This window comes from Nocardioides ginsengisoli, from assembly GCF_039537225.1.
Lineage (GTDB): Bacteria > Actinomycetota > Actinomycetes > Propionibacteriales > Nocardioidaceae > Nocardioides > Nocardioides ginsengisoli.
Genome location: NZ_BAABAC010000037.1, coordinates 171039 through 196302 on the forward strand (window position 1 = coordinate 171039; position 25264 = coordinate 196302).

At 73.1% G+C, this 25264-nt stretch carries 24 protein-coding genes and 1 riboswitch; of the genes, 10 read left to right on the forward strand and 14 right to left on the reverse strand.

Annotation, left to right across the window (positions count from 1 at the left end):
- Nucleotides 1-29: 29 nt before the first annotated feature.
- On the forward strand, nucleotides 30-905 hold the full coding sequence (locus tag AB4880_RS19415) for a LysR family transcriptional regulator (protein WP_367920867.1): 876 nt from the start codon (nucleotides 30-32) through the stop codon (nucleotides 903-905).
- Nucleotides 906-912: 7 nt separating this feature from the next.
- On the opposite strand, the gene AB4880_RS19420 is transcribed toward AB4880_RS19415, so the two are convergent.
- The 5 genes from AB4880_RS19420 to AB4880_RS19440 form a co-directional block, all read right to left on the reverse strand.
- Nucleotides 913-1329: a VOC family protein gene (locus AB4880_RS19420; protein WP_367920868.1), complete on the reverse strand. Its 417-nt coding sequence runs from the start codon at nucleotides 1327-1329 to the stop codon at nucleotides 913-915.
- Nucleotides 1330-1338: 9 nt separating this feature from the next.
- Nucleotides 1339-1908 (reverse strand): pyridoxamine 5'-phosphate oxidase family protein, encoded by a 570-nt coding sequence (locus tag AB4880_RS19425; protein WP_367920869.1) that lies wholly within the window; start codon nucleotides 1906-1908, stop codon nucleotides 1339-1341.
- 13 nt (nucleotides 1909-1921) lie between these two features.
- The gene (gene ilvD, locus AB4880_RS19430; protein ID WP_367920870.1) at nucleotides 1922-3769 is read right to left on the reverse strand and encodes a dihydroxy-acid dehydratase; all 1848 of its coding nucleotides are present in this window, start codon (nucleotides 3767-3769) and stop codon (nucleotides 1922-1924) included.
- Between the two features lie 67 nt (nucleotides 3770-3836).
- Complete coding sequence (locus tag AB4880_RS19435) at nucleotides 3837-4286, reverse strand: SRPBCC family protein (RefSeq protein ID WP_367920871.1); 450 nt, start codon at nucleotides 4284-4286, stop codon at nucleotides 3837-3839.
- 9 nt (nucleotides 4287-4295) lie between these two features.
- Nucleotides 4296-5381, reverse strand: a complete 1086-nt coding sequence (locus tag AB4880_RS19440; protein ID WP_367920872.1) for a WD40/YVTN/BNR-like repeat-containing protein — start codon at nucleotides 5379-5381, stop codon at nucleotides 4296-4298.
- Nucleotides 5382-5686: 305 nt separating this feature from the next.
- Between AB4880_RS19440 and AB4880_RS19445 the strand changes: the two genes are divergently transcribed.
- From AB4880_RS19445 to AB4880_RS19460, 4 genes are all read left to right on the forward strand, one after another.
- The gene (locus tag AB4880_RS19445) at nucleotides 5687-6571 is read left to right on the forward strand and encodes an EamA family transporter (RefSeq protein WP_367920873.1); all 885 of its coding nucleotides are present in this window, start codon (nucleotides 5687-5689) and stop codon (nucleotides 6569-6571) included.
- A 65-nt stretch (nucleotides 6572-6636) separates the two neighbouring features.
- Entirely contained in the window at nucleotides 6637-6783 is a 147-nt protein-coding gene (locus tag AB4880_RS19450) for a hypothetical protein (RefSeq protein ID WP_367920874.1), read from the forward strand.
- A gap of 53 nt (nucleotides 6784-6836) precedes the next feature.
- Nucleotides 6837-7772 (forward strand): alpha/beta fold hydrolase, encoded by a 936-nt coding sequence (locus tag AB4880_RS19455; protein WP_367920875.1) that lies wholly within the window; start codon nucleotides 6837-6839, stop codon nucleotides 7770-7772.
- On the forward strand, nucleotides 7769-8929 hold the full coding sequence (locus tag AB4880_RS19460) for a PQQ-dependent sugar dehydrogenase (protein WP_367920876.1): 1161 nt from the start codon (nucleotides 7769-7771) through the stop codon (nucleotides 8927-8929). Before AB4880_RS19455 ends, AB4880_RS19460 begins: the two co-directional genes overlap by 4 nt.
- On the opposite strand, the gene AB4880_RS19465 is transcribed toward AB4880_RS19460, so the two are convergent.
- Genes AB4880_RS19465 through AB4880_RS19485 form a run of 5 tightly spaced genes read right to left on the reverse strand, consistent with a single transcriptional unit; the run spans nucleotide 8916 to nucleotide 14131 of the window.
- Nucleotides 8916-9716 carry an ECF transporter S component gene (locus AB4880_RS19465; RefSeq protein ID WP_379228357.1) on the reverse strand — a complete coding sequence of 267 codons (801 nt, stop codon included), beginning with the start codon at nucleotides 9714-9716 and terminating at the stop codon, nucleotides 8916-8918. The genes AB4880_RS19460 and AB4880_RS19465 overlap by 14 nt on opposite strands.
- Entirely contained in the window at nucleotides 9713-11326 is a 1614-nt protein-coding gene (locus AB4880_RS19470; protein WP_367920877.1) for an ABC transporter ATP-binding protein, read from the reverse strand. The genes AB4880_RS19465 and AB4880_RS19470 overlap by 4 nt, the downstream gene beginning before the upstream one ends.
- A complete protein-coding gene (locus AB4880_RS19475; RefSeq protein WP_367920878.1) occupies nucleotides 11323-12423 on the reverse strand; it encodes an energy-coupling factor transporter transmembrane component T family protein in 1101 nt (366 codons plus the stop codon). Before AB4880_RS19475 ends, AB4880_RS19470 begins: the two co-directional genes overlap by 4 nt.
- Nucleotides 12420-13025 carry a hypothetical protein gene (locus AB4880_RS19480; protein ID WP_367920879.1) on the reverse strand — a complete coding sequence of 202 codons (606 nt, stop codon included), beginning with the start codon at nucleotides 13023-13025 and terminating at the stop codon, nucleotides 12420-12422. Before AB4880_RS19480 ends, AB4880_RS19475 begins: the two co-directional genes overlap by 4 nt.
- On the reverse strand, nucleotides 13007-14131 hold the full coding sequence (locus AB4880_RS19485; protein WP_367920880.1) for a prenyltransferase/squalene oxidase repeat-containing protein: 1125 nt from the start codon (nucleotides 14129-14131) through the stop codon (nucleotides 13007-13009). The genes AB4880_RS19480 and AB4880_RS19485 overlap by 19 nt, the downstream gene beginning before the upstream one ends.
- Before the next feature lie 74 nt (nucleotides 14132-14205).
- Nucleotides 14206-14322: riboswitch (cobalamin riboswitch) on the reverse strand.
- A 107-nt stretch (nucleotides 14323-14429) separates the two neighbouring features.
- Between AB4880_RS19485 and AB4880_RS19490 the strand changes: the two genes are divergently transcribed.
- A complete protein-coding gene (locus tag AB4880_RS19490; protein WP_367920881.1) occupies nucleotides 14430-15665 on the forward strand; it encodes an HNH endonuclease signature motif containing protein in 1236 nt (411 codons plus the stop codon).
- Between the two features lie 214 nt (nucleotides 15666-15879).
- On the opposite strand, the gene gatB is transcribed toward AB4880_RS19490, so the two are convergent.
- Genes gatB through gatC form a run of 3 tightly spaced genes read right to left on the reverse strand, consistent with a single transcriptional unit; the run spans nucleotide 15880 to nucleotide 19213 of the window.
- Entirely contained in the window at nucleotides 15880-17373 is a 1494-nt protein-coding gene (gene gatB / locus AB4880_RS19495) for an Asp-tRNA(Asn)/Glu-tRNA(Gln) amidotransferase subunit GatB (RefSeq protein WP_367920882.1), read from the reverse strand.
- Nucleotides 17370-18917 (reverse strand): Asp-tRNA(Asn)/Glu-tRNA(Gln) amidotransferase subunit GatA, encoded by a 1548-nt coding sequence (gene gatA, locus AB4880_RS19500; protein ID WP_367920883.1) that lies wholly within the window; start codon nucleotides 18915-18917, stop codon nucleotides 17370-17372. Before gatA ends, gatB begins: the two co-directional genes overlap by 4 nt.
- Nucleotides 18914-19213, reverse strand: a complete 300-nt coding sequence (gene gatC / locus AB4880_RS19505; protein WP_367920884.1) for an Asp-tRNA(Asn)/Glu-tRNA(Gln) amidotransferase subunit GatC — start codon at nucleotides 19211-19213, stop codon at nucleotides 18914-18916. The genes gatA and gatC overlap by 4 nt, the downstream gene beginning before the upstream one ends.
- 42 nt (nucleotides 19214-19255) lie before the next feature.
- On the opposite strand from gatC, the gene AB4880_RS19510 reads away from it, so the two are divergent.
- The 4 genes from AB4880_RS19510 (at nucleotide 19256) to AB4880_RS19525 (ending at nucleotide 23096) form a co-directional block, all read left to right on the forward strand.
- Entirely contained in the window at nucleotides 19256-19696 is a 441-nt protein-coding gene (locus tag AB4880_RS19510; RefSeq protein ID WP_367920885.1) for a hypothetical protein, read from the forward strand.
- 71 nt (nucleotides 19697-19767) lie between these two features.
- On the forward strand, nucleotides 19768-19956 hold the full coding sequence (locus AB4880_RS19515; RefSeq protein ID WP_367920886.1) for a hypothetical protein: 189 nt from the start codon (nucleotides 19768-19770) through the stop codon (nucleotides 19954-19956).
- A gap of 89 nt (nucleotides 19957-20045) precedes the next feature.
- The gene (locus tag AB4880_RS19520) at nucleotides 20046-22073 is read left to right on the forward strand and encodes an ArnT family glycosyltransferase (protein WP_367920887.1); all 2028 of its coding nucleotides are present in this window, start codon (nucleotides 20046-20048) and stop codon (nucleotides 22071-22073) included.
- Nucleotides 22074-22142: 69 nt separating this feature from the next.
- Complete coding sequence (locus AB4880_RS19525; RefSeq protein WP_367920888.1) at nucleotides 22143-23096, forward strand: Ig-like domain repeat protein; 954 nt, start codon at nucleotides 22143-22145, stop codon at nucleotides 23094-23096.
- An 18-nt stretch (nucleotides 23097-23114) separates the two neighbouring features.
- On the opposite strand, the gene ligA is transcribed toward AB4880_RS19525, so the two are convergent.
- The gene (gene ligA, locus AB4880_RS19530) at nucleotides 23115-25220 is read right to left on the reverse strand and encodes an NAD-dependent DNA ligase LigA (RefSeq protein ID WP_437440511.1); all 2106 of its coding nucleotides are present in this window, start codon (nucleotides 25218-25220) and stop codon (nucleotides 23115-23117) included.
- Nucleotides 25221-25264 lie beyond the last annotated feature (44 nt).

Below are 25264 nucleotides of genomic sequence, written 5' to 3' on the forward strand. Positions count from 1 at the left end.
CGTCCAAGACCCAATCGGCATGGGAGCCCATGAACATCCAGCAGCTGCGGTACGTCGTCGCGACGGCCGAGCACGGCAGCATGACCGCCGCGGCGGCCGCGCAGTTCGTCGCGCAGCCGGCCCTGAGCCGGGCGGTGCGGCAGCTGGAGCGGGAGGTCGACCTCTCGCTCTTCGCGCGCGACGGACGCGGCGTCGTCCTGACCGCCGAGGGCGAGCGGTTCGTGCGCCGGGCGCGGGCCGTGCTCGAGAGCATCGACGAGCTGCACACCTCGGCGGCCGCGTCGCCCGGCGGGGCGCCGCTGGTGATCGCCGCGTCGCCGACGCTGCAGGCGGCGGTCGCGGTGCCGATCCTGGCCGGGCTGCGCGAGCACGGCGTCGCCGTACCGACGCGGCTGGTGGGGTGCGGCAGCTCCGCCGAGGTCGCCGACCTGGTCACGGCCGGGCGCGCGGACCTGGGCCTGTGCGACTCGTCGTCGCCGTCGACCCTCGCGCGGGTCGTCATCGGCCGGGCGGAGGTCCGGCTCTACTCCCCCGCCGCGCTCGACCTCCCGGACCGGGTGACGCTGGCCGACCTCGGGCGGGTGCCCCTGGTCCTGCCGTCGGGCGGCACGGCGCGCCGCGCGACCCTCGACGCCTTCTTCGCGGGCTGCGGCGTGGTGCCCGAGGTCGCCGTCGAGACCGACGAGCGGCACGTCTGGCTCGCGGCCGTCGGCAGCGGGATCGCCTCGTGCATCTGGCACAGCGTCGGCGCCGCCCGGATGCCGCTGCCGGGCGTCGTGTCGCGCGGCTTCGACCCGCCGATGCACCGCGAGCTGGCCGCGCTGCACCGGCCCGACCACGAGACGCCGCTCTCGCGGCACCTGCTCGAGGTGCTGCGGCGGATAGGCGGGCTGCTCGACGCCTGAGGCCCGGTCAGGGCAGGACGATCCGGCCCACCGGGCCGGGGTTGTAGGCGACCTCCCAGCGGTAGCCGTCGGGGTCGGCGAAGTAGCCGGAGTAGCCGCCCCACTCGCGCTGCGTGCCCTGCTCGACGTAGGTCGCGCCGGCCCGCTCGGCCGTGGCGAGGACCTCGTCGACGCCCTCAGGGGTGGGCAGGTTGTGGGAGATGGTCAGCGGGACGACGCCGGGGCCGCGCTGCGTCGTACCGACCTCGGCCTCGAAGTGGCTGCGCTCCCACAGCGAGAACACCAGGTGCTCCCCCGCGCGGAACATGAGCACCTCGCCGGGGACGTCGAGCTCGGACGTCCAGCCGAGGCCGTCGCGGTAGAACGCGCGGGAGGCGTCGAGGTCGGAGACGGCGAGGGTGAGGAAGCTGATCCGCTGGTCCATGGGTCCACCTCAGGTCGGTGCGTCGAGCGGGTCGAAGTCGAAGGCGGGCAGGCCGTCGATGCTGGTGCGGTTCTTGCGGCGGCGATAGTCGGCGGAGCCGTCGACGCCCTTCCGCTCGAAGTACGGCGCCAGCAGCTCGCGCTCGCCCGCGTAGTCCATCAACGGCACGCCCCAACCGCACGAGTCGGAGACCCGCTCGATGTCGACGACGACGACCGCGCGGGCGCCGGGCAGGTCGGTGAACCGGGCGGCGAGGTCGGCGTAGTCGGCGTCGTAGACGCTGACCACCCGCCCGCGGCCGTGGAAGCGGACGATATCGGGCGCACCGGAGAAGGCGCAGAACATGACCGTGATCCGGCCGTTCTCACGCAGGTGGGCGATCGTCTCGCTGCCGCTGCCCGTGCCGTCGAGCCACGCGAAGGTGGTCTCGTCGACCATCCCGAAGGTCCCCGGGATGCCGCGCGGCGACAGGTTGACGTGACCGTCGCCGGCGAGCGGCGCGGTCGCCACGAAGAACACCTGCTGCGCGTCGACGAACTCCCGCAGGCGTCCGTCGACCCGCGCGTGGACCTTCCCCACCCTCAGCCCGCCATCACTCGGGAACGCGGCGGTAGGCGCCGTCGGAGGCCGCGGTCGCCATCGACGCGTAGGCCCGCAGCGCGGCCGACACCGGGCGCTGGCGGTCGAGCGGCGTGTAGGGCTTGTCGCGCTTCTCCTGGCGGATCTTGCGCTCGAAGAGCGTGTGGTCGTCGACGTCGAGGTGGATCGTCCGGTTGGGGATGTCGATCGAGATCGGGTCGCCGTCCTCGATGAGCGCGATCGTGCCGCCGCCGGCCGCCTCGGGCGAGATGTGCCCGATGGACAGGCCGCTGGTGCCGCCGGAGAACCGGCCGTCGGTGATCAGCGCGCACTTCTGGCCCAGGCCGCGGCCCTTGAGGAAGGCCGTCGGATAGAGCATCTCCTGCATGCCGGGACCGCCCTTGGGGCCCTCGTAGCGGATGACGACGACGTGGCCGGCCTCGACCTTCTTGCCGAGGATGCCCTCGACCGCGGCGTCCTGCGACTCGAAGACGATCGCCGTGCCGTGGAAGACCAGGCAGTCGTCGGGAACGCCGGCGGTCTTGACGACGCAGCCGTCGACGGCGACGTTGCCGGTCAGGATCGCCAGGCCGCCGTCGGCGGAGTAGGCATGCTCGAAGTCGCGGATGCACCCCTCGGCCGCGTCGGTGTCGAGCGTGCCCCAGCGGTTCTCGGTCGAGAAGGGCTCGGTCGTGCGGACGCCGCCCGGCGCGGCCTGGAACAGCTCCAGCGCCTCGGCCGACGGAGCCTTGCCGCGAATGTCCCAGGTGTCGAGCCACTCGTCGATCGTGGCGGAGTGGACCGAGTGGACGTTCTCGTGGAGCGCGCCGCCGCGGCGCAGCTCGCCGAGCAGGGCGGGGATGCCACCGGCTCGGTGGACGTCCTCCATGTGGAACTTCGGCGAGTTGGGCGCGACCTTGGCCAGGCACGGCACCCGGCGCGAGATCGCGTCGATGTCGTGGACGTCGAAGTCGAGCTCGGCCTCGCGCGCGGCCGCGAGCAGGTGCAGCACGGTGTTGGTGGAGCCGCCCATCGCGACGTCGAGCGCGACGGCGTTCTCGAAGGCCTCGCGGGTGGCGATATTGCGCGGGAGGACCGACTCGTCGTCGTCCTCGTAGTAGCGACGGCACAGGTCCATGACGACCTTGCCCGCCTCCTCGAAGAGCGCGCGGCGCTTGGCGTGGGTGGCGAGCGTCGAGCCGTTGCCCGGCAGGGACAGGCCGATGGCCTCGGTGAGGCAGTTCATCGAGTTGGCGGTGAACATGCCCGAACAGGAGCCGCAGGTCGGGCACGCCGAGCGCTCGATCGTGTCGAGCTGCTCGTCGGTGACCGCCTCGTTGGCCGAGGCCACCATCGCGTCGACCAGGTCGAGCTTGCTGTGGACGATGCCCTCGATGGCGACGGTCTTGCCGGCCTCCATCGGACCACCGGACACGAACACGACGGGGATGTTGAGCCGCAGGCTCGCCAGCAGCATGCCGGGGGTGATCTTGTCGCAGTTGGAGATGCACACGATCGCGTCGGCGCAGTGGGCCTGGACCATGTACTCGACCGCGTCGGCGATCAGCTCGCGGCTGGGCAGCGAGTAGAGCATGCCGCCGTGGCCCATCGCGATGCCGTCGTCGACGGCGATCGTGTTGAACTCCTTGGCGACGCCGCCGTTGGCGACGACCGACTCCGCGACGATCTTGCCGAGGTCACGCAGGTGCACGTGGCCGGGGACGAACTCGGTGAACGAGTTGGCGATGGCGATGATCGGCTTGCCGAAGTCCGAGTCGGTCATGCCGGTGGCGCGCCACAGGGCGCGGGCGCCGGCCATGTTGCGGCCCGAGGTGGACGTCGCTGAGCGGAGGGTGGGCATGAGGAAAGGCTACGCCTGCCCGCACGGCACCCCGGACCCGATCTCAGCCCTGCCCTCAGCCCTGCCCTCAGCCCTGCTCGGCCGCGGCCTTCAGCGAGGCCAGCCCTCGGGTGAAGTCCTTGGCGATCGCCTTGTCGAAGAACAGCCGCCCCATCACCGCGAAGGCGACATTGCGCTGCCCGCTCATCGTCCACGCCACGCGGGTGCCGTCGGCGGCGGGCGTGAGGTCGAAGGTGACCACGTTCTGGGCCTTGAACGGCTTGAGGAACTCCAGGTCGACGACCACCTGCTCGGGCGTGATCGAGCGCATCGTCATCCGGCCCTCGCCGGCCCGCTTGTTGCCGGACCAGGCGTAGGTCGCCCCGACGCCCGCGCCGTCGAAGGTACGGCGCATCGCGGGGTCGAGCTCCTCCCACGGCGACCACTTCGCCCATTCGTGGAAGTCGTCGATGAGCGGGTGGACGGCCGTCGCCGGCGCGGCGACGGTCGTCTCGTGGGTCTGTGAGAAGGCGGGCACGTCTCGACCCTAGCCGCCCACGACCCCGACCTTGACCGACATCACGTCGGGCAGGTTGGCCACGATCGACCGCCACGTCTCGCCGTCGTCGGTCGACGCCCAGACCGATCCGTTGCGGGCGCCGAGGTAGAGGCCGGCCGGGTCGTGGGTGTCGGCGCACATGGCGTCGCGCATCACGCCGACGTAGAAGGCGTCGGGCAGGCCCTTGTCGAAGGGCGTCCACGTGTCGCCGGCGTCGTCGGAGCGCCACACCCGGGCCTGCGCGCCCGGTGGGTAGCGGCCGTCGCCGCCACCGAGCGGGAACACCCAGATCGTGTCGGGCCGGTGGGGATGGACGACGATCGGGAACCCGAAGTCGCTGGGCAGGGCGTCGCCGATCGACGTCCAGCTGCCGCCCTCGTCGTCGGAGCGGTAGACGCCGCCGTGGTTCTGGGCGTAGAGCCGCTCGGGGCGCGACGGGTGGCGGGTGACCTTGTGGACGCATTGGCCGAACTCGGGATAGCGCTGGTCCTCGGGCAGGAAGTCGGCGCGGATGCCCTGGTTGCGCGGCGCCCACGAGTCGCCGCCGTCGGTGGTGCGGTAGACGCCGCCGGTGGACAGCGCCGCGGTGAGCGAGCGCGGGTCGGTCGGGTGTGGGAGCACGGTGTGGAAGGCCTGGCCGCCGTAGCCGGCGTTCCACTGCTCGCGGTGGGGGTGGTTCCACAGCCCCTCCTCGAGCTCGAAGGACGCACCGCCGTCGGTCGAGGTGAAGATCGCGCCCGGCTCGGTGCCGGCGTGGAGCATGCCCGGCTCGGCGCCCGGGACGATCTGCCAGATCCGGGCGAGCGTCGCGCCCGCGCCCTCGGGGAAGCGGATCGCGCCGTTGGGCGTCTCGTGCCAGGTCTCGCCCAGGTCGTCGGACCAGCGCAGCTGCGGGCCGAGCCAGCTGGACGACGTACCGGCGAACAGGCGCGGCGACCGGCCCCGGGTGTCGACCAGGCAGGAGTAGACCTCCTCCATGTCATGGTGCGGCCCGGTGAACGACCACTCGAGCCGGTCGTCCGAGCGGCCCACCCACAGGCCCTTGCGGGTGCCCACCATCAGGATCGTCGTCATCGCAGCCTCCTGTCGTCGCGCGGTCGTCACCGCTCCTCACCACTGTGACCCCGGGGTCCGACGGAAGTCATCGCCCGGCGGCGGAAATGTTGGGGGCGAGAAGAGACATCGGCGCGAGCGCAGCGAATGCCGGCAGCCGAGTCACGCAGGACGCGGGCAAGCCAGGCGGCCGCCACCGCAACCCCGCCGACCAGGCCCGCGATCCCGCCAGCAGCGGAGTCGCGGGAGACACCACGGCGGCAGGAGTCGCCGTCCCCGTCGTCGCCGAGTAGGCCCACCTGAGGCCCCCGCCCTACGGTGGCCCCATGTCCCAGAACCGCCACGCCCACGGTCCGCCGCTGGGCGTGGCGGTCGGGCTCGTGCTGCTGGGCATCGGCTCGGTCCAGCTCGGCGCCGGCTTCGCGAAGAGGCTGTTCACCGACATCGAGCCCAACGGCGTGGTCTGGCTGCGGCTGGCCACCAGCTGCATCGTCCTGCTGGTCTGGGTGCGGCCCCGGCTGCGGGGCCGCACGCGCACCGACTGGCTCGTCGCGCTCCGGTACGGCGCCTGCCTGGGCGCCATGAACTGGGGCATCTACCAGTCCTTCTCCCGCATCCCGCTCGGCGTCGCGGTCACCATCGAGTTCATCGGTCCGATGCTGCTCGCCGCGATCGGCTTCAAGCGCCCGCGCGACCTCGCGTGGGTCGGGCTCGCCGCGCTCGGCGTGCTGCTGCTCGGCTTCGAGCGCGGCCACCTCGACCCGGTCGGCGTGCTGTACGCCGTGGTCGCCGGCGCCGCGTGGGCCGGCTACATCCTGTCCAGCGCCGCCACCGGACGGCACTGGGAGGGGCTCGACGGCTTGGCCGTCGCGAGCGGGTTCGGCGTGCTGCTGCTCTCGCCGCTGCTGTTCACCGTCGACACCGGCGCGCTCACCGACCGGCACGTGCTGCTCTTCGGCGCCGCGGTCGGCCTGCTCAGCTCGGTCGTCCCCTACAGCGCCGAGCTGGTGGCGCTGCGGACCCTGCCGGCCGCGACCTTCGGCGTGCTGATGAGCCTCGAGCCGGCGGCCGCGGCGCTCGCCGGGCTGGCCGTCGTCGGCGAGCAGCTGGCCGCCGTCCAGTGGCTCGCGATCGGATGCGTCGTCGTCGCCAGCGTCGGCGCGACGAGGGCCACCGCACGCACGGTTCACCCGGATGTCGCTTCGGCGTGACCTCGCGATCACGTGCCGCCGGTAGCGTCGATGTTCCACCGTCCCCCAGTGGAAGCCGACCGCCGATGTCCTACGCCGTCCGCCTCGTCCACGACTGGTCCCGCGCGTTGCAGCAGCGGGCCTGCCGCAACGCCATGACCGCGCTCGCCGAGTGCGACCGCCGCCGCGCCGAGCGGGAGGACGTGGAGCGCTTCCTCGCCGCGCGCGCCTGAGCCACGCCGACGCTGAAGCCCGGTCCGGGCCGGGGTGCGGCACAATCAAGGGCATGTCGACCTCCGCTCCCCGGCCCGAGCAGCGCGTTCGGTCCGCGTCGATCGCCTTCCGCGACATCCTGTCCGACGACGGGACGCACGTGCGCGCGTGGACCAACGACCCGGACGGGGTGATCGACGGCCCGACCGTCGTCCTCTGCAACGGGCTCGGCACCAACGCCTACCTGTGGCCCTGGCTGCTCGCCCCCGAGTGCGGCGTCCGCGTCGTCTCCTGGAACCACCGCGGCGTCGGCGGCTCCGACCGGCCGCGCGACCGCAAGCACGTCGAGATCGAGCACTTCGTCCAGGACGGCCTGTCGGTGATGGACCACTTCGGCATCGACAGCGCGGTGCTGATGGGCTGGTCGATGGGCGTCAACACCGCCTTCGAGATGACCTACCGCCACCCCGAGCGGGTGCGCGGCATCTTCGCCCTCTGCGGCGTCCCCGGCGACACCTTCGCGACCATGCTCGGCCCGCTGCACCTCCCCCGGCTGATCGCCCGGGCGGTCACCGTCAACGCCTGCCGGATCGCCAAGCACGCCGGCTGGGCGGTCAACCCGCTGGTCCGGCACCTGCCGGTCAACCCGACGACGGTCAGGCTGCTCGGCCGCACCGGCTTCATGTTCCCGATGGCCGACCCAGAGGCCGCGGTCGTGGGCCTGCAGGAGTTCCTCACCACGCCCGTCGACTGGTACGCCCACCTCGCGATCAGCACCTCGCGCCACCCGCGCGTGCGGCTGAGCCGGATCGAGGTTCCGACCCTCTTCGTCTCGGCCACCTACGACGTCCTGGCCGGCGCGCGCGACATGGCCAGCGCCTCGAAGCGGCTCGCCGACAACGGCAAGGACAGCGCGTACGTCGAGCTCCGGGGCTCGCACTTCGTCCAGCTCGAGCAGCCCGAGCGGGTCCACCGGCTGCTGCTCGACTTCCTGGAGCACGTGTCGTGAGCCGCCGTACCTCCGGCGTCGTCGCGGGCCTGGCCCTCGTCGCCGTCGCCGCTGCGGGCTGCGGTCAGGGCGGCAACCGCAGCGACGTCGACGTGATGTCGTCGTCCGCGACCGCCTCACCGACGGGATCGGTCGTCGACGGCAAGGTGGTCTTCACGATCGACGGCGTCCCCGACGTCGTCGCCACCGTCGCGCGGGGCCTCGACACGCCCTGGGGCATCGACTTCCTCCCCGACGGCCGCGCGATCGTCACCGAGCGCCCCGGACGGGTGCTGCTCGTGACCGCGCCGAAGGTCGAGGGCGGCAAGCCCACCGAGACCGGCGGCCAGGTCACCGAGATCGGCCGGATCCCCGGCGTCGCGGCGAGCGGCGAGTCCGGCCTGCTCGGCGTCGCCGTCTCCCCCACCTTCGCGAGCGACGCGACGCTCTACTTCTACGTCTGCACTGCCAAGGACAACCGCGTGGTGCGGGTCAAGCTCGACGGCGACACGCTCGGGGCGCCGGAGCCGATCCTCACCGGCATCCCCACCGGGCAGCGCCACGACGGCGGCCGGCTCGCGTTCGGCCCCGACGGCTTCCTCTACGTGACGACCGGCGAGACCGGCGACGCCCAGCTCGCCCGCGACCGGAAGTCCCTCGCCGGCAAGATCCTGCGGATCACTGCCGACGGCAAGCCCGCGCCCGACAACCCGTTCGGCACCGCGGTCTGGTCGTGGGGCCACCGCAACGTCGAGGGCCTGGCGTTCGACCCGCAGGGCTCGCTGTGGGCCTCGGAGTTCGGCGACAGCAAGGCCGACGAACTCAACCGGATCCTGCCCGGCCAGGACTACGGCTGGCCCGTGGTCGAGGGCAAGGGCGGGCCGAAGCGCTACACCCAGCCCGACCTGACCTGGGCGCCCGACGAGGCCTCACCGTCCGGGCTGGCGTATGCGGGCGGCTATCTCTGGATGGGCGCGCTGCGCGGCGAGCGGCTGTGGCGAATCAAGGTCGCCGACGGTCAGGTGAGCGACCCGACGGCCTACTTCGAGGGCGAGTACGGCCGGCTCCGCACCGTCGTCCGCGCACCCGACGGTCGGCTGTGGCTGACCACGAGCAACCGCGACGGACGGGGCAAGCCGGGCGCCGAGGACGACCGGATCCTGCTCATCGAGCCGTAGGTGCCTCGATCAGCGCCCGCCGGGCGGCCCGCCGCAGGGTGGTCAGCACGGCGGGCCCGAGGAGGGCGATCGCCAGCGCATTGGTGATCGCACGGCCGGTGTCCCAGCCACCGGTCGAGGTCAGCAGCGTGTAGATCAGGAAGTGGTGCAGGTTGTCGAGCACCGACGCCCCGGGGACGTAGGACAGCTCGGTGGAGTCCTGGCCCGGCACCTGCACGCCGGCCATGAACGGCCAGCCCTGGAGGTTCATCAGCAACCCGTAGAGGTACGCCGACAGCACGCCGTAGCCGACCAGCATCACGATCTCGCGGCGGCCCGTGACCCGGCGCGGCAGCAGGCCCGCACCCATCCCGACCCAGGCGGCGACGAGCATCTGGAACGGCAGCCACGGGCCGACGCCCGCCGTCATCAGCGCCGAGGCGAAGAGCGACGTGCAGCCGAGCACGAACCCGAACCCGGCGCCGAACACCCGCCCGCCCAGGATGAGCAGGAAGAAGACCAGCTCGAGGCCCGCCGTACCGGCGCTGACCAGGCGGAGCACCGCGTTGACCGCGCTCAGGACGCCGAGCACCGCGAGCACCCGGGCGTCCATGCCGCCCTCGCTCATCTCGGCGAGGACGACGGCCAGGATCACCGGCAGCAGGCCGAGGAAGAGGAACGGCGGGTCGACCCGCTCGGCGTCGGGCGCCACGTCGAGCAGCAGCGGCCAGGCCAGCATGAGCAGGCCGATGATCGAGACGATCGCGAGGACGACGACCGAGCGCCGGCTGAGCGGTACGGCGGTCACCGCGCCGCCTCGCGGGTGAGCGCGTCGGCGACCGCGTCGACGCTGAGCCACCCCGGGCCGAGCACCTTGGTGACCTGCGGGGCGAACGCCGGCGACTCGGCCACGCCCTGCGCCACCGGCCCGGCGGACACGATCTCACCCTCGGCGAGCACGACCAGCTCGTCGGCGGCCTGCGCGACGAACTCGACGTCGTGGGTGGCCACGAGCACCGCGCGCGGCTGCTCCGGATCAGCAGCCAGGTCGCGCAGCAGCCCGGCGAGGGCGTGCTTGGCCGGGTAGTCGAGGCCCCGCGTGGGCTCGTCGAGGAGCAGCACCGGCGGCCGCGCGGTGAGCACGATCGCCACCGCGAGCGCGAGCCGCTGTCCCTCGGACAGGTCGCGCGGGTGACGGTCGGGGTCGATGCCGGGCGCGAGCCGCTCGAGCAGGCCCGCGCACGTGCCGGGCGCCTGGCGGGCGGAGGCGTCGGCCGCCGCGCACTCCTCGGCGACGGTCTCCAGGTAGAGCAGGTCGGCCGGGCTCTGCGGCACCAGTCCGGTCGTCGCGCGGCGCTGCTCCGGCTTGAGGGACGACGGCGCGCGGCCGCCGACCTGGACGTTTCCGCCGGTCGGGGCGTGCCGGCCCTGCAGTGCCCACAGCAGCGTCGACTTGCCGGCGCCGTTGCGGCCCATGAGGGCGGTGACCGTGCCGGGGCGGAGGGTGAGGTCGACGCCGCGCAGGGCGGGCGTGCGGCCGTGGGCGACGACCAGGCGGCGTACGTCGACCAGGGCGTCGCCGCGGCCGGCGGGCGCGGTGGGCGCGGGCGGCTCTCCCAGCCGCTCGCGCAGGGCCGGGGCCTTGCGGCGGGCGTCACGGACGGTGAGCGGCAGCGGGTACCAGCCGGCGAGCCGGCCGAGCTCGACGATCGGCGGGGCGATCGGGGCGTCGCGCAGGACGTCGGCCGGGTCGCCGACGTCGATCGTGCCGTCGCCGTTGAGCAGGCAGAGCCGGTCGGCGAACGGCACCACCCGCTCGAGCCGGTGCTCCGCGACGAGGACCGAGACCCCGAGGTCGTGGACCAATCGGGTCAGCGTGGCCAGGACGTCCTCCGCCGCGGTCGGGTCGAGCGCCGACGTCGGCTCGTCGAGCACGAGCAGCCGCGGGTGGGCGGTGAGGACGGCGCCGATCGCGACCCGCTGCTGCTGGCCGCCGGAGAGCGTGCGCAGGTCGCGGTCGCGCAGGTCGGCGATGCCGAGCAGGTCGAGCGTCTCCTCGACCCGGCGGCGCATCGTCGGCGCGGGGAGGCCGAGCTGCTCCATGCCGAAGGCGAGCTCCTCCTCGACCGTGTCGGTGACGAACCAGGCGGCCGGGTTCTGGCCGACGTACCCGACGGCGTGGGCGCGCTCGCGCGCGGGCTTGTGGACGACGCTGACGCCGTCGAGCAGGACGTCGCCGGTGAGCGTCCCGCCGGTGTACGACGGCACGAGGCCCGCCACGACGCCGAGCAGCGTCGACTTCCCGACGCCGGTGGGCCCGGCGAGGACGACCAGCTCGCCGTTGTCGATGGTGAGGTCGATCCGGTCGAGCACCGGGTCGCCGTCGTAGCGGAAGGTGATCTCGCGCAGCTCCATCATGAGGCGAGCACCGCCTCCCGGCGCTGGACTGTCAGCGGCAGCGGCGCCACCCAGACCGGCAGCACCGCGACCAGCGCCGCGGCGACGGCGAACAGCGAGACGCCGGGCGCGACCAGGACGCCGGGGTGCGCGACGAGCGGCTCCCAACGCTGGACGGCCCACATGCCCGCGCCCGCGGCGATCCCGGAGGCGGCGACGAGGATCTCGGGCAGCTGCCAGCGGTCGGGGCGATAGCGCGTGCGACCCACCCGGCGCCCGGCGAGCGCGAAGCCGACGAGCGCGGTCGCCATGCCGAGGACGAGCATGGGCAGCGCCAGGATCCGCGGCGCCGAGCTGTCGAGGAAGGCGTAGACGCCGACGCACACGCCGAGCAGGCCGGCGATGATGAGCCCGCCGGTGCTGCGGCGCTGGGCCGCGGTCAGCTCGCCGGTGCGGCCGTAGCCGCGGGCGTCCATGCCGGCGGCGAGGGCGAGCGAGCGGTCGAAGGAGTCCTCGAGGATCGGGACGAGCAGCCGCCGGACGCCGCGGATCCGGCGGAAGCGCCCCTCCGGCCCACCGCGCAGCTGCTGCGCCGCCCGGACCCGCCGGGCGCTGTCGGCGAGCTGCGGGACGACGCTGATCGCCACCGTCATCGCCGTACCGATCTCGTAGAGCGCGGGCGGCAGCGACTTCATCAGCCGCTTGGGGTTGGCCAGCGCGTTCGCGCCACCGACCGCGATGAGCAGCGTGGCCAGGCGCAGGCCCTCGTAGGTCGCCGCGAGCAGCTCCTCGCGGGTGAACGCGCCGAGCAGCGAGATGCCGGCGGCGAAGCGCGGCAGCGGGATCTCCGGCAGCGTGAAGAGCACGTGCCCGGGCACGTCTCCCCCGAGCAGGATCCGGAACAGGATCCGCACCACCAGCACCACCGCGCCGAGCCACAGGTAGAGCCGGAACGACCGGGCCCACGGCTGGTCGGAGCGGCAGCTCACCACGACCAGCGCGACGACGCCGAGCAGGACGAGCAGCAGGATCGGGTTCGTCGTACAGGAGGCCGCGACCGCGAGCCCCACCGCCCACGCCCACCAGGCGACGGGATGCAGGTCCCGCGGCAGCCTCATCGGCGTCGCCGCAGGATCGGCACGGCGCCCGCCGCGCCGAGCACGACCACCGCCAGACCGATGCCGAGCCAGGCCGGGAAGCCGCCCCGGTTGTCGGCCTCGGCACGGTCGGGCTCAGGCTCGGGCTCACGCACCGGGATCGACGTGGTGCCGACGGCAAGATCGGGGGCAGTGGCGTCGCCGCTGCCCTGGTGCCAGGCGAAGCCGACGTAGCCGCGCGCCGGGACCTCGAGCTGGTCGACGCCGAGGGTGGCGTAGGCCCACGGCTTGGAGCCGTCCGACCACCACAGACTCCAGTAGGAGTCGCCTTGGGTGCAGTTGCGGTCGATCGGCTTGTCGGCCACGGTGCAGACGAAGCCCTGCATACCCGGAGCGCTCGTGTAGGTGAGCGCGAACCCAGCCGCGTCGAAGAGCTGCGCAGCCGAGCCACCGGCCTTCGCACACGCCGATCTGGTCGGGCCGCCGAGCTGGTTGAAGTCGACGACGACCATGACCTGACCGCTGTCACACGCAGCGTCGGACGGCGCGTGCGCGCCGGCGGGTGCCGGCGACAGCCCGACGATCGCAGCGATCAGCGCAAGGATCAGGAAGCGTCCGGGCACGGCGCCTCCGCAGCATCCGTGGGAACGGCCAACAGGGAGGGCAGCGACTGAGCCGTCGAGAGACGCCACTGGTACGCCGCCTTCTTCGTCACGCCCTTGGCGGCGCCCGACATGGCCGCGTCGTCGAACGCGATGGCGCCCGCGTCCTTCGCCATCGGTCCGTCACAGGCACCGACCTGGTGCTGGCGAACCCACGTGGCCGCCTTGGCTGCGGCGGCATCCTCGCCAGCCAGGTGGAGAGCCCACCCGGCGAGACCGGTGCTGTTGCTGTTCGGAACGATCGCGTCGCCGCTGCCGCCGGAGAACGAGCCGTCGGCCGCCTGCTGGCCCTTGATGTAGTCGATACCGCGGTCGAGCGCGGTCGCCAGCTTGTCGTCGTGCTCAGCGAGATCGTGGAGCAGCACGTACGCGAGCGCGGTGGTGTCGACCGGCTCCGGCTTGGCGCCCGCGCTGTCACAGGTCTGGTCGGCCGCGTTGGGCGCAGCGAAGTAGAGGCGGAAGAAGCCCTCCGAGCACTGCTGCTCGAGGAGGAAGTCGCGCGCCGCGGTAGCCTCCTTCGACCCGGCGAGCGTCAGCCCACGGACGGCCCACGCCTGGCCGAACGAGTTGGCGTAGTCGCCGTACGAGCTCTTGTCGCTGATCCGGCCGGCGGTGGCGCCGCCGTCGGCGGTGCGGGCCTCGAGCTGGGCAACGAGGTCCTGTCCGCCGAATGCGCGAGGGTCCTGCCCCTGGTCCTCCGCGAACGAGACGAGCTTGGCCAGGGAGCCGGAGTAGACGTCCTTGCCCGGCTTCGCATAGGCGTCGATTCCACCTGCGAGCGCCGTCGCGATCGCAGACAGCGCCTTGCTGCTCGGGTCGACCGCACGCACGGCGTAGGCGAGGTCGACCGTGGTGCTGTAGTCGTCGGTCTTGTACTGCTCGTTGTAGAGCACGCCGTCGCGGAGCTGTCCCTCGAGCCAGTGCGCACCTGCGAGCGCGGCCTCGGGCGTCGCCGTCGTCGAGTCGCCGACCACCTTGTCGTCGTTCTCGTGCTTGCAGCCTGCGAGACCGAGGGTGAGCACGAGGCCGGTGGCGGCCAGGATCCGAACCGGGCGGCTCGTCAGCATGAGGGGTCCTTCCCGCTGCACACGACGGGAGGGCCCGATCGGGGCCGACATCCGCCGCTCTCCACGACAGCGTTGTGTCAGGTCATTCCGCGCCAGGTGCTCCGGCTCACCGCTCCCCGAGGGGCGGCCTACGGTTGCGGGTCAGCGCCGGATTCGGACCGGCTTCCCCCACCGCGGACGTGATCTTGATGTGTCGGGGGCAGCCTACCGTGAAGTCGCCTCCGGCCAGGATTCGCGCACCTCCCGGCCGCCACCGCGAGGGCGGGGTTGTGTCGGACCCTCATGTTCGAATGTCAGCATGACTCTCGGGGCCGCTTCCGACGCCAGCACCGCCACGGTGCTGGAGGAGCTGCGCGCCGAGGTCGAGGTCCGTCAGGCGTCGGTGATCCGGGAGTGGACCCGCATCGCCACCTGGGCTGAAGCCAACACGGTCGACGGTGTCGAGGGCGCAGCGACCATCCGCGACGGCTTCGTCGACACCGGCCTCCCGATAGCGGGCGACGGCGCGCCCCTGGTCTCCGAGTTCGCGCTCATGGAGCTGGTGGCCGTGCTGGGCCGCTCGCCCGACGGCGGCCGCGCCTACGTCGGCCAGGTCCTCGGCTGTGCGTGGCGCCTGCCGAACGTCTGGGCCGCGGTCATGGCCGGACGGCTCGCGCCGTGGCGGGCGGCGAAGATCGCCGACCAGACCCACGCCCTGTCTGCCGAGGCCGCCGCGTTCGTCGACCGGCAACTGTTCAACGCCTCCGGCGTCGGCTGGGCCCAGCTCGAGCGGATGATCGCCGAGGCCGTGCTGCGCTTCGACCCCGAGCGCGCCGAGGCGGAGCGCGCGGCCGCCGCGGACCAGCGCTACGTCGACATCGACGAGCCCAACACCAACGGCCTGGCCTCCGTGTCCGGGCTCCTCGACGCAGCCGACGCCCGCGACCGGGACGAGGCCGTGGCCCGCCGCGCGAGCCTGCTGGGGGCCCTCGGGGACGAGACCTCGCTGGACGTGCGCCGGTCCAAGGCCGTCGGCGAACTGGCGCGCGCCGACCTCATGCTCGACCTCGACGGAAGCCCGGGCCGCAAGGCCTCCATCAACGTCCACATCACGCCGGCGACGCTCGCCGGGGAGAACCCGGTCGCCCGGTGGAACGACCGCCCGGTGAGTGCGGAGCAGGTCCGTGAGTGGCTCGGCGGAGTCGGCACCGTGGTCGTGCGGCCCGTGATCGACCTGGCCGAGCACATCCCGGTCACGTCCTACGAGATCCCCGACCGCCACCGCACCCAGGTGGAGCTGCGCGACCACGCCTGCCGATTCCCGCACTGCGGCCGCAAGGCCCGCAGATGTGACCTCGACCACGCCCGACCCCACGGCCGAGGCGGACCCACCTGCCCCTGCAACCTCGTCCCGCTATGCCGACGCCACCACCGCGCCAAGACGCACTCCGAGTGGCGCTATGAGGTGACGATGCCCGGCACCTATCAGTGGACGAGTCCGAATGGCTTCGGGTGGCAGGTCGACCACCGCGGCACCCACCCACTCCGAACATGAGTCGCTCAGCAGCGCAACGACCACCCACCGCTGGACAGGGGTCGACCCCCAGCAACCGACGGCCGACAACGAGCCGCGACCAAGCACCTCAATCACGGCGGCGCGCCACCACGCCATCAGTAAAAGAGACCCCGCACCGCGCAACCCGCAGAGGCACGAGGCCCCACCGGAAACACCCGGCAGGGCCCCTTCGCACAAGCGCGCGCAGAGGAGCTCAGGAGAGCTTCTCCAGGATCAGCTCGCGCACCCGACCCGCGTCGGCCTGCCCGCGCATCTCCTTCATGATCGCCCCGATCAGCGCGCCCGCCGCGGCGACCTTGCCGTCGCGGATCTTGTCGGCGATGTCGGGGTTCTCGGCGATCGCCTTGTCGACGGCGGCGCTCAGCGCGCCCTCGTCCGATACGACGGCGAGCCCGCGCGCCGCGATGATCTCGGCGGGCGTGCCCTCACCGGCGAGCAGGCCGTCGAAGACCTGGCGGGCCAGCTTGTCGTTGATCGTCTTGGCGTCGACCAGCGACTGCACCTCGGCGACCTGGGCCGGCGTGACGGCGAGGTCGCCGAGCTCGACGCCGGCGTCGTTGGCGCGGCGGGCGAGCTCGGTCAGCCACCACTTGCGGGCGGCCTGCGGAGCGGCGCCCGCGGCGACGGTCTGCTCGACCAGGTCGAGCGCGCCGGCGCCGACGGTGTCGCGCATCTCCAGGTCCGAGAAGCCCCACTCCTCCTGCAGCCGGGCCCTCTTCTGGGTCGGGTTCTCGGGCAGCGTGCCGCGCAGCTCCTCGACCCACTCGCGGGACGGGGCGACGGGCACCAGGTCGGGCTCCGGGAAGTAGCGGTAGTCCTCGGCGTCGGACTTCTCGCGACCCGAGGACGTCGTGCCGGTGTCCTCGTGGAAGTGCCGCGTCTCCTGCAGGACGGCGCCGCCGGCGTCGAGGATCCCCGCGTGGCGCGACATCTCGAAGCGGACCGCCCGCTCGACCGAGCGCAGCGAGTTGACGTTCTTGGTCTCCGACCGGGTGCCGAGCTTGTCGGCGCCCTTGGGCGCCAGCGAGAGGTTGACGTCGGCGCGGATCGAGCCCTGGTCCATGCGGGCGTCGGAGACGCCGAGCGCGAGGATCAGGTCGCGGAGCTGACCGACGTACGCCCGGGCCACGGCCGGCGCCTTCTCGGCGGGGACGAGGATCGGGCGGGTGACGATCTCGATGAGGGGGATGCCGGCCCGGTTGTAGTCGACGAGCGAGTAGTCGGCGCCGTGGATCCGGCCGGTCGCACCACCGACGTGGGTGGACTTGCCGGTGTCCTCCTCCATGTGGGCGCGCTCGATCTCGACCCGGAAGGTCTCCCCCTCGACCTCGACGTCGAGCCAGCCGTCGAAGGCGATCGGCTCGTCGTACTGGGAGGTCTGGAAGTTCTTCGGCATGTCCGGGTAGAAGTAGTTCTTCCGCGCGAACCGGCACCACTCGGCGATCGAGCAGTTGAGCGCCAGGCCGATCCGGATCGCCGACTCGACGGCCTTGGCGTTGACGACGGGCATCGCGCCGGGGAGGCCGAGGCAGGTCGGGCAGACCTGGGTGTTGGGCTCGCCGCCGAAGACCGTCGGGCAGCCGCAGAACATCTTGGTGTTCGTGTTGAGCTCGACGTGCACCTCGAGGCCGAGGGCCGGGTCGTACTTCGCGATCACCTCGTCGAACGGAACCAGCGTCTCAGTCATCGGGGACCCTCCAGAGTCGGAGCCTGCGCAAGGATCGGACCGCCCCAGCGGGAGGTCAGGGCCGCCTCGACGGCCGCGCCGACCCGGTAGAGCCGCTCGTCGCCGAGCGCCGGGGCCAGCACCTGCAGGCCGACCGGCAGGCCGTCCTCGGCCGCGAGGCCGGCGGGCACCGAGATGCCGGGGACGCCGGCCAGGTTGGCCGGGATGGTGGCGAGGTCCTGCAGGTACATCGCCAGCGGGTCGTCGAGCTTGTCGCCCAGCGGGAACGCCGTCGTCGGCGCGGTCGGCGAGACCAGGACGTCGACCTCGGCGAAGGCCGCCGCGAAGTCGCGCGAGATGAGCGTGCGGACCTTCTGCGCCTGCCCGTAGTAGGCGTCGTAGTAGCCGCTGGACAGGGCGTAGGTGCCGATCATGATCCGGCGCTTGACCTCGTCGCCGAAGCCGGCGTCGCGGCTGGCCTTCATGACCGCCTCGGCGCTCGGGTCGCCCTCGGGGACGACGCGCAGGCCGTAGCGCATGGCGTCGAACTTGGCGAGGTTGGAGGAGCACTCGGCCGGGAGGATCAGGTAGTAGGCCGCCATCGCGTGCACGAAGGTCGGGCACGAGATCTCGACGATCTCGGCGCCCATCTCCTTGAGCAGGCCGACGGACTCGGCGAACCGGTCCATCACGCCCTGCTGCCAGCCGTCGCCGGCCAGCTCCTGGATGACGCCGACGCGCAGGCCGGTCAGGTCGCCCTGGGCGCCCGCGCGGGCCGCGGCGACGTAGCCGCCGACCGGCTCGTCGACCGACGTCGAGTCGAGCGGGTCGTGGCCGCCGATCAGCTCGTGGAGCAGCGCCGAGTCGAGGACGGTCCGGGTGACCGGGCCGACCTGGTCGAGGCTGTTGGCGAGCGCGACCAGGCCGTAGCGCGACACCCCGCCGTAGGTCGGCTTCACGCCGACCGTGCCGGTGACGGCGCCGGGCTGGCGGATCGAGCCGCCGGTGTCGGTGCCGAGCGCGAGCGGCGCCTCGAAGGCGGCCACGGCCGCGGCCGAGCCACCGCCGGAGCCGCCCGGGATCCGGGTCTGGTCCCACGGGTTGCGGGTCGGGCCGTACGCCGAGTGCTCGGTCGACGAGCCCATCGCGAACTCGTCCATATTGGTCTTGCCGAGGATCGGCAGGCCGGCGTCCTTGATCTTGCGGACGACGGTCGCGTCGTAGGGCGGGATCCAGCCCTCGAGGATCTTCGAGCCGCACGTCGTGGGCAGCCCCTGCGTCGCGAGGACGTCCTTGACCGCGATCGGGACGCCGTCGAGCAGGTGCCGCGCCTGGCCCGCGGCACGCCGCGCGTCGGACTCGGCCGCCTGCGCCAGCGCGCCCTCGGCGTCGACGTGGAGGAAGGCGTGCACGCCGGACTCGGGTCCGCCGTCGACGGCGGTGATCCGGTCGAGGTGGGCCTGGGTGACCTCGACGGAGGTCGTCTCACCGGCGGCCAGCGCGTCGGCCAGCTCGGCGGCGGTCTTCTTGATCAGCTCAGCTGAGTTGTTGGTTCGCTCGCTCACTGCTCGTCCCCCAGGATCCGCGGGACCCGGAACCGCTGGTCCTCCGCCTCCGGCGCGCCGGACAGCGCCTGCTCGGCCGTCAGGCACGGGCGGACGACGTCCTCGCGGAAGACATTGGTCAGCGGGATCGGGTGGGAGGTCGGCGGCACGTCGTCGCCGGCCACTCCGCTGATGGACGCGACCGCCTCGAGGATCACGTTGAGCTGGGGCGCCAGGTGGTCCAGCTCGGCGTCGTCGAGGTCGATCCGGGCGAGGTCGGCCAGGTGGGCCACCTCGTCGCGGGTGAGTTGAGACATGCCCGCGATTCTAGGTCCCTTCGGTGTCCCTAGACTTCCCGGGTGCACGCCCCTGTCCCCCACCCGCGCCGCCTCCCGCAGCGCGTGGTCGTGGCCGGAGCTCCCGGCGAGCAGCTGACCGGCTTCCTGGAGCGTCTCGCCGCGCTCGTCGACGTACCGCTGGTGCCGCTCGACGACCTCTCCGGCCCGGCCGAGGTGACCCGCCTGGCGGCCTTCGACGGCTGGGTGACGACCGCCGACGAGGCGTGGGCGCGGCCGGCGCTGCTGGAGCGCGCCGACCTGGTCGTACTGGTCCGGCTGGAGGCGAGCGGCCTGGCGAACCGGGTACGGCGCACCCTGCGCCGGATCCGCGCCGAGGCCCGCGACCGCGAGCCCGACCTGGGCTGGGTCGACGGCCTCGCGCTCACCCAACCCGAGCTCGCCGTCGTCCGGTTGACCGACCCGGAGGCCGCGAACGGGTGGCTGGCCGGACTCGGGACATAGTCCTTTGGTAGGTAGTGGTTTCAGTAATTCGACCGATGCGCGGGCCCCGGCCCGGGACGCACTCTGGATACATGTCCACCAACGAATCGGTCCGAGTGCTCGTCCGACGCGAGCTGCTCCGCTTGGCCGAGATCGAAGAGTCGATGGCAGCCGCGGATGCGGCTTCGGTGCCGTACTGGGCGCCGTGCCCGGCGACCGTCCACGGTCACCGCGCGGCCGCGCTCGCGCTGCGGGCCGACGCCGACCGCTACCTCGCCTGAACCTGCCGACCGCCTGATCGCAAGTCCTCACAAGAGGCTCACAGGCTCGTCGGAACCCGGTCACAGCGCCGCCCCGGATCGTCGGCGGCATGACCGCACTCCTCCCCTCCGCTGAGGCGCCCCCGGCGTCCGCGCCCGGGTCAGCACGCCGCCGCTCCCGCCGTTCCGAGGGTGCCGGGGTCGCGGCACTCCTGCTCGGCACCGCGGTGACCTATCTCTGGTCGCTCTCGGCCTCGGGCTACGCCAACTCGTTCTACTCGGCCGCCGCGCAGGCCGGCTCGGTGAGCTGGAAGGCCTTCCTCTTCGGCTCGCTCGACGCCGGGAACTCGATCACCGTCGACAAGCCGCCCGCCGCGCTGTGGGTCATGGACCTCTCGGTCCGCCTCTTCGGCCTCAGCTCGTGGAGCATCCTCGTGCCCGAGGCCCTGATGGGCGTCGCCACCGTCGGCCTGACCTATCTGACCGTACGACGGATCGCGGGCTCCCCCGCCGCCCTCATCGCCGGCGCGGCGACCGCGCTGACGCCGACGGCGGCGCTGATGTTCCGGTTCAACAACCCCGACGCGCTGCTGCTCCTGCTCCTCGTCGGCGCGGGCTACGCGACCCTGCGCGCCGCGGAGGCCGCGCGCGGGCGCTGGCTGGTGCTCGCCGGCGTCCTCGTCGGCGTCGCCTTCCTCACCAAGATGCTGCAGGCCTTCCTGGTGCTGCCGCCGTTCGTGCTCGTCTACCTGATCGCGGCGCCCACCACCCTCGGCCGCCGGGTCCGCCACCTGCTCGCCGCGTTCGCGGCGATGATCGTCAGCGCCGGCTGGTGGATCGCGATCGTCGAGCTGTGGCCGGCGTCCAGCCGCCCCTACATCGACGGCTCGACCAACAACGACATCCTCCAGCTGGTCCTCGGCTACAACGGCCTGGGCCGGCTGACCGGCAGCGAGGAGGGCGGCCTCGGCAACGCAGGGTTCAGCTCGGGGGTCGGCTTCCTGCGTCTCTTCGGTGGCGTCTCCGGCGGGATGGTGAGCTGGCTGCTGCCCGCCGCCCTGATCGGCCTGGTCGGCGGCCTGGTCGCGCTCCGCGGCGCACCGCGCACCGACCGGACCCGCGCCCTCCTGCTCCTCGCCGGCGGCTCGATGCTGGCCACCGGGCTGACCTTCTCGTTCATGGCCGGGATCTACCACGACTACTACACCGTCGCGCTCGCCCCGTGGATCGCGATCACGGCCGTCGTCGGCGGCGTCGTCCTCTGGCGGCGGCGCGCGCTCCCCCTGGCGCGCGGCACCCTCGCGCTCACCGTCGCCGCCAGCGCGGTCTGGGCGTTCGTCCTCCTCGGCCAGCCCGGGACCGACCCGTACGATGCCCTGCGCTGGCCGGTCCTCGTCCTCGGACTCGTCGGCGCCGCCGGGTTCCTCCTCGCCCATCGCCTCGACCGCCGGCTCGCCGCCGGACTGCTCCTCGCCACCGCCCTCGTCACCTCCGTCGGGCCTGCGGCCTACACGCTCGACACGGTCGACACCGCGCACACCGGCTCGATCGTGACCGCCGGCCCGGTGTCGTCGATGGGTGGTGGCGGCCTGCCCGGTCGCGGGATGCCCGGCCGTGGCGCGATGGGCCGACCGCCGCAGGGCCGGACCGGCCTGCCTGCGGGACTGCCCACGGGACTGCCCGCGGGACTGCCCACGGGACTGCCTGCCGGTGGCCCGGGTGGTCGCCCGGGTGGCGGGATGTTCGGCGGCGAGACCGTCGGCAGCGAGCTGACGGCGCTGCTGCGGAAGGACGCGTCGTCGTACACCTGGGTGGCGGCGACCGTCCGCTCGACCGCCGCCGCGAGCTATCAGCTCGCCACCGAGGGTCCGGTGATGGCGATCGGCGGCTTCAACGGGACCGCGGCGAGCCCGACCCTCGCGCAGTTCCAGGCCGACGTCGCCGCCGGCCGGATCCACTACTTCATCGCCTCCGGCGGCAGGGGTGGCATGGGCGGCATGGGCGGCATGGGCGGCATGGGCGGGCCCGACGCGGCCGGCACGAGCACGGCGAGCCTGATCACCAGCTGGGTCGAGTCGCACTTCACCGCGACGACGGTCGACGGCGCCACGGTCTACGACCTGACGACGGGCGGCTGAAGCTTCCCGGCTGATCAGGGGACCGATTCCCGGGCGGACCGGGCGTCCCGGCTGCCAGGATCTGCACCCATGACGACCGCCCCGCCGCCGGTGCGCGCCACCGGGCGTGCCCCCGCGCGCGCCGTGGTGGCCGCGGTGCCGGGCGTGCTGCTGCTGGCGACGGGCGGGCTGCTCGTCGTCCAGGTCGGGCTGCACCGGGTGGCCGTCGTCCTCACCGCCTCCGGGCTCTGGCTCGTGGCGTGCGGCCTCGCGTCCGCATCGGTCAACCACGGCGCCCTCCCCCTCCTGCTCGCCCTCTACCCCACCAGCCGGCTCCCCCGGGCGCGCCGGGCGCGATGGCCGGCAGTGGCCGCGGTGGTGCTGTCGGCGGTGCCGGCGGCCATCCGGATCGCGATGCCCTGGTCGGCGTACGAGTCCGTCTTCGGCGTGGTGCCGTGGGTGGTCCGCGCAGGCGAGGACGGCGGGTGGGGCCTCCCGAAGCTCGCGCCGCTCGGCGAGACCAGCATCAGTGGCATCTCGCGCGTCGGCCAGGTGCTCAGCGCCGACACCCCGACCTATCCGGCCACCGCCACCACGACCTATCAGTGGCTGCGCAACGGGTCGCCCATCGCGGGGGCCACCAAGGCGACCTACCGACTCGCGGAGGCGGACGCCGGCGCCCGTATCTCCGTGCGGATCGCGGTCCGTGCGCCCGGCTACATCGACCACACCGCGGTGTCGCCGCAGACCTCCGCCGTGGTGCGGACCGGCGCCTCGATCGCCACGTCGGCGAAGGCGAAGGCCGGCCGCAAGGGGGCGTTCACGGTGACCGTGCGCGCCTCGGGCGTCGAACCGACGGGCGTCGTGCGGGTCCGCCGCGGCACCCGGTACGTCGGCACCGCCCGCGTCCTGGCCGACGGCGCCGTGCGCTTCACGCTGGCGAGGCAGCCGAAGGGCAAGCAGACCTACGTCCTCGAGTACGGCGGCTCGGCGGGCGTCACGCCGACCTCGGCGAAGGTCCGGGTGCGGGTGCGGGTGCGCTGACGTGCGGGGCGGCCGGCGTCAGCTGACGCCGGCCGGCCCCTGGTCGAGCAGCACCTTGAACCGCTCCTCGTCGAGGACCGGCACGCCCAGCTGCTCGGCCTTCTCGGCCTTCGAGCCGGCGTTGTCGCCGACGACGACGAAGTCGGTCTTCTTCGACACCGACCCGGCGGCCTTGCCGCCGCGCGACAGGATCGCCTCCTTGGCGGAGTCGCGCGAGAACTCCTGCAGCGACCCGGTGACGACGACGGTCAGCCCCTCGAGCGTGCGGGCCACGGACTCGTCGCGCTCGTCGGCCATGGCCACCCCGGCCGCCGCCCAGGCGTCGACGATCGCGGTGTGCCACGGGACGCCGAACCACTCGATGACGGCAGCGGCGATGGTCGGGCCGACGCCCTCGGCCGCGGCGAGGTCGGCCTCGGAGGCCTCCCGGATGGCGGCCATCGAGCCGAACTCGGTGGCCAGCGCACGGGCCGCCGTGGGGCCGACGTGGCGGATGGACAGGGCGACGAGGACCCGCCACAACGGGACGCTCTTGCGCTCGGCGAGGTTGGCGAGGAGCTTCTCGCCGTTGGCGCTGAGCTGCGGGCCGTCCTCGTCCTTCTTGGGCGCGCGGGTGAACAGGTCGGTGGTGCGCAGCTTGTCGGCGGTGAGGTCGAAGATGTCGCCCTCGTTGGCGATCGCGCCGGACTCGAGCAGCGCGACCGCCGCCTCGTAGCCGAGCCCCTCGATGTCGAAGGCGCCGCGGCCGGCGACGTGGTGGACCCGCTCGCGGACCTGGGCCGGGCAGTGCTCGTGGTTGGGGCAGCGCAGGTCCTTGTCGCCCTCCTTCTGCTCGACCAGCTCGGTCGCGCAGGAGGGGCAGTGCGACGGCATGACCCACTCCGGCAGGCCCTCGGGGCGCAGCGCGAGGACCGGCCCGACGATCTCGGGGATGACGTCGCCGGCCTTGCGCAGGATGACGGTGTCGCCGGGACGGACGTCCTTGCGCCGGACCTCGTGGGCGTTGTGGAGCGTCGCCATCTCGACGGTGGACCCGGCCACGCGCACCGGCTTCATCACGCCGAAGGGCGTCACCCGGCCGGTGCGGCCGGTGTTGACCTGGATGTCGAGGAGCTCGGTGTTGACCTCCTCGGGCGGGTACTTGTAGGCGATCGCCCACCGCGGCGCGCGGCTGGTCGAGCCGAGCCGGCGCTGCAGCGTGACGTCGTCGACCTTCACCACGACGCCGTCGATCTCGTAGGGCACGATGCTGTGCCGGTGCTCGCCCGCGTGGGTGATGTAGCCCTCGACGTCCTTCAGCGTCGGCAGCACCTTCACCTGGCTCGAGATCGGCAGGCCCCACGCGGCCAACGCGCGATAGGCCTCCGACTGCGCCGTCGGCTCGAAGCCCTGCCGGGCGCCGATGCCGTGGCACACCATGCCGAGCGCGCGGGTCGCGGTGACCCGCGGGTCCTTCTGCCGCAGCGAGCCGGCGGCCGCATTGCGCGGGTTGGCGAACGCCGGCTTGCCGGCCTCGGTCATCGACAGGTTGAGCGCCTCGAACGCCTCGACGGGCAGGAACACCTCGCCCCGCACCTCGACCAGGTCGGGCACCGGGAACTCGTCGGTGCCGGTCAGCCTGTCGGGGATCGCCGCGATCGTGCGGACGTTGGGGGTGACGTCCTCGCCGGTGCGCCCGTCGCCGCGGGTCAGCGCCCGCTTGAGCCGGCCGCCCTCGTAGAGCAGGTTGATGGCCAGGCCGTCGACCTTGAGCTCGCACAGCAGCGCCGGCGCGGCGATGCCGTCGCGGCCGAGCCGCGCGTACCAGGCCGCCAGCTCCTCGAAGGAGAAGGCGTTGTCGAGGCTCTCCATCCGCTGCAGGTGGTCGACCGCGGTGAAGTCGGTCGACACCGCGCCCCCGACCTTCTGGGTCGGCGAGTCGGGCGTGCGCAGCTCGGCGTACTGCTCCTCGAGCTCCTCCAGGCGCCGCATCCGCGCGTCGAAGTCGGCGTCGGAGAGCGTCGGGGTGTCGAGGACGTAGTAGCGCCAGCGCGCCTCCTCGACCTCGTCGACGAGCGTGGCGTGCTCGTCGCGGGCCTCGGGCGGTACGACGGGGAGGTCGGCGGCGTCGCTCATGGGGCACATCTTGCCGCGACCCTCCGACAGCTCGGTCGGGTCCCCGTCGTACC

Coding starts and splice junctions, on each gene's coding strand:
- AB4880_RS19450 (WP_367920874.1), top strand. CDS start 6,637: ATGTCCTACGCCGTCCGCCTCGTCCACGACTGGTCCCGCGCGTTGCAG.
- AB4880_RS19520 (WP_367920887.1), top strand. CDS start 20,046: ATGACCGCACTCCTCCCCTCCGCTGAGGCGCCCCCGGCGTCCGCGCCC.
- AB4880_RS19420 (WP_367920868.1), bottom strand. CDS start 1,329: ATGGACCAGCGGATCAGCTTCCTCACCCTCGCCGTCTCCGACCTCGAC.
- AB4880_RS19490 (WP_367920881.1), top strand. CDS start 14,430: ATGACTCTCGGGGCCGCTTCCGACGCCAGCACCGCCACGGTGCTGGAG.
- ilvD (WP_367920870.1), bottom strand. CDS start 3,769: ATGCCCACCCTCCGCTCAGCGACGTCCACCTCGGGCCGCAACATGGCC.
- gatC (WP_367920884.1), bottom strand. CDS start 19,213: ATGTCTCAACTCACCCGCGACGAGGTGGCCCACCTGGCCGACCTCGCC.
- AB4880_RS19475 (WP_367920878.1), bottom strand. CDS start 12,423: ATGAGGCTGCCGCGGGACCTGCATCCCGTCGCCTGGTGGGCGTGGGCG.
- AB4880_RS19415 (WP_367920867.1), top strand. CDS start 30: ATGAACATCCAGCAGCTGCGGTACGTCGTCGCGACGGCCGAGCACGGC.
- gatB (WP_367920882.1), bottom strand. CDS start 17,373: ATGACTGAGACGCTGGTTCCGTTCGACGAGGTGATCGCGAAGTACGAC.
- ligA (WP_437440511.1), bottom strand. CDS start 25,220: ATGTGCCCCATGAGCGACGCCGCCGACCTCCCCGTCGTACCGCCCGAG.
- AB4880_RS19445 (WP_367920873.1), top strand. CDS start 5,687: ATGTCCCAGAACCGCCACGCCCACGGTCCGCCGCTGGGCGTGGCGGTC.
- AB4880_RS19455 (WP_367920875.1), top strand. CDS start 6,837: ATGTCGACCTCCGCTCCCCGGCCCGAGCAGCGCGTTCGGTCCGCGTCG.
- AB4880_RS19440 (WP_367920872.1), bottom strand. CDS start 5,381: ATGACGACGATCCTGATGGTGGGCACCCGCAAGGGCCTGTGGGTGGGC.
- AB4880_RS19525 (WP_367920888.1), top strand. CDS start 22,143: ATGACGACCGCCCCGCCGCCGGTGCGCGCCACCGGGCGTGCCCCCGCG.
- AB4880_RS19470 (WP_367920877.1), bottom strand. CDS start 11,326: ATGATGGAGCTGCGCGAGATCACCTTCCGCTACGACGGCGACCCGGTG.
- AB4880_RS19515 (WP_367920886.1), top strand. CDS start 19,768: ATGTCCACCAACGAATCGGTCCGAGTGCTCGTCCGACGCGAGCTGCTC.
- AB4880_RS19485 (WP_367920880.1), bottom strand. CDS start 14,131: ATGCTGACGAGCCGCCCGGTTCGGATCCTGGCCGCCACCGGCCTCGTG.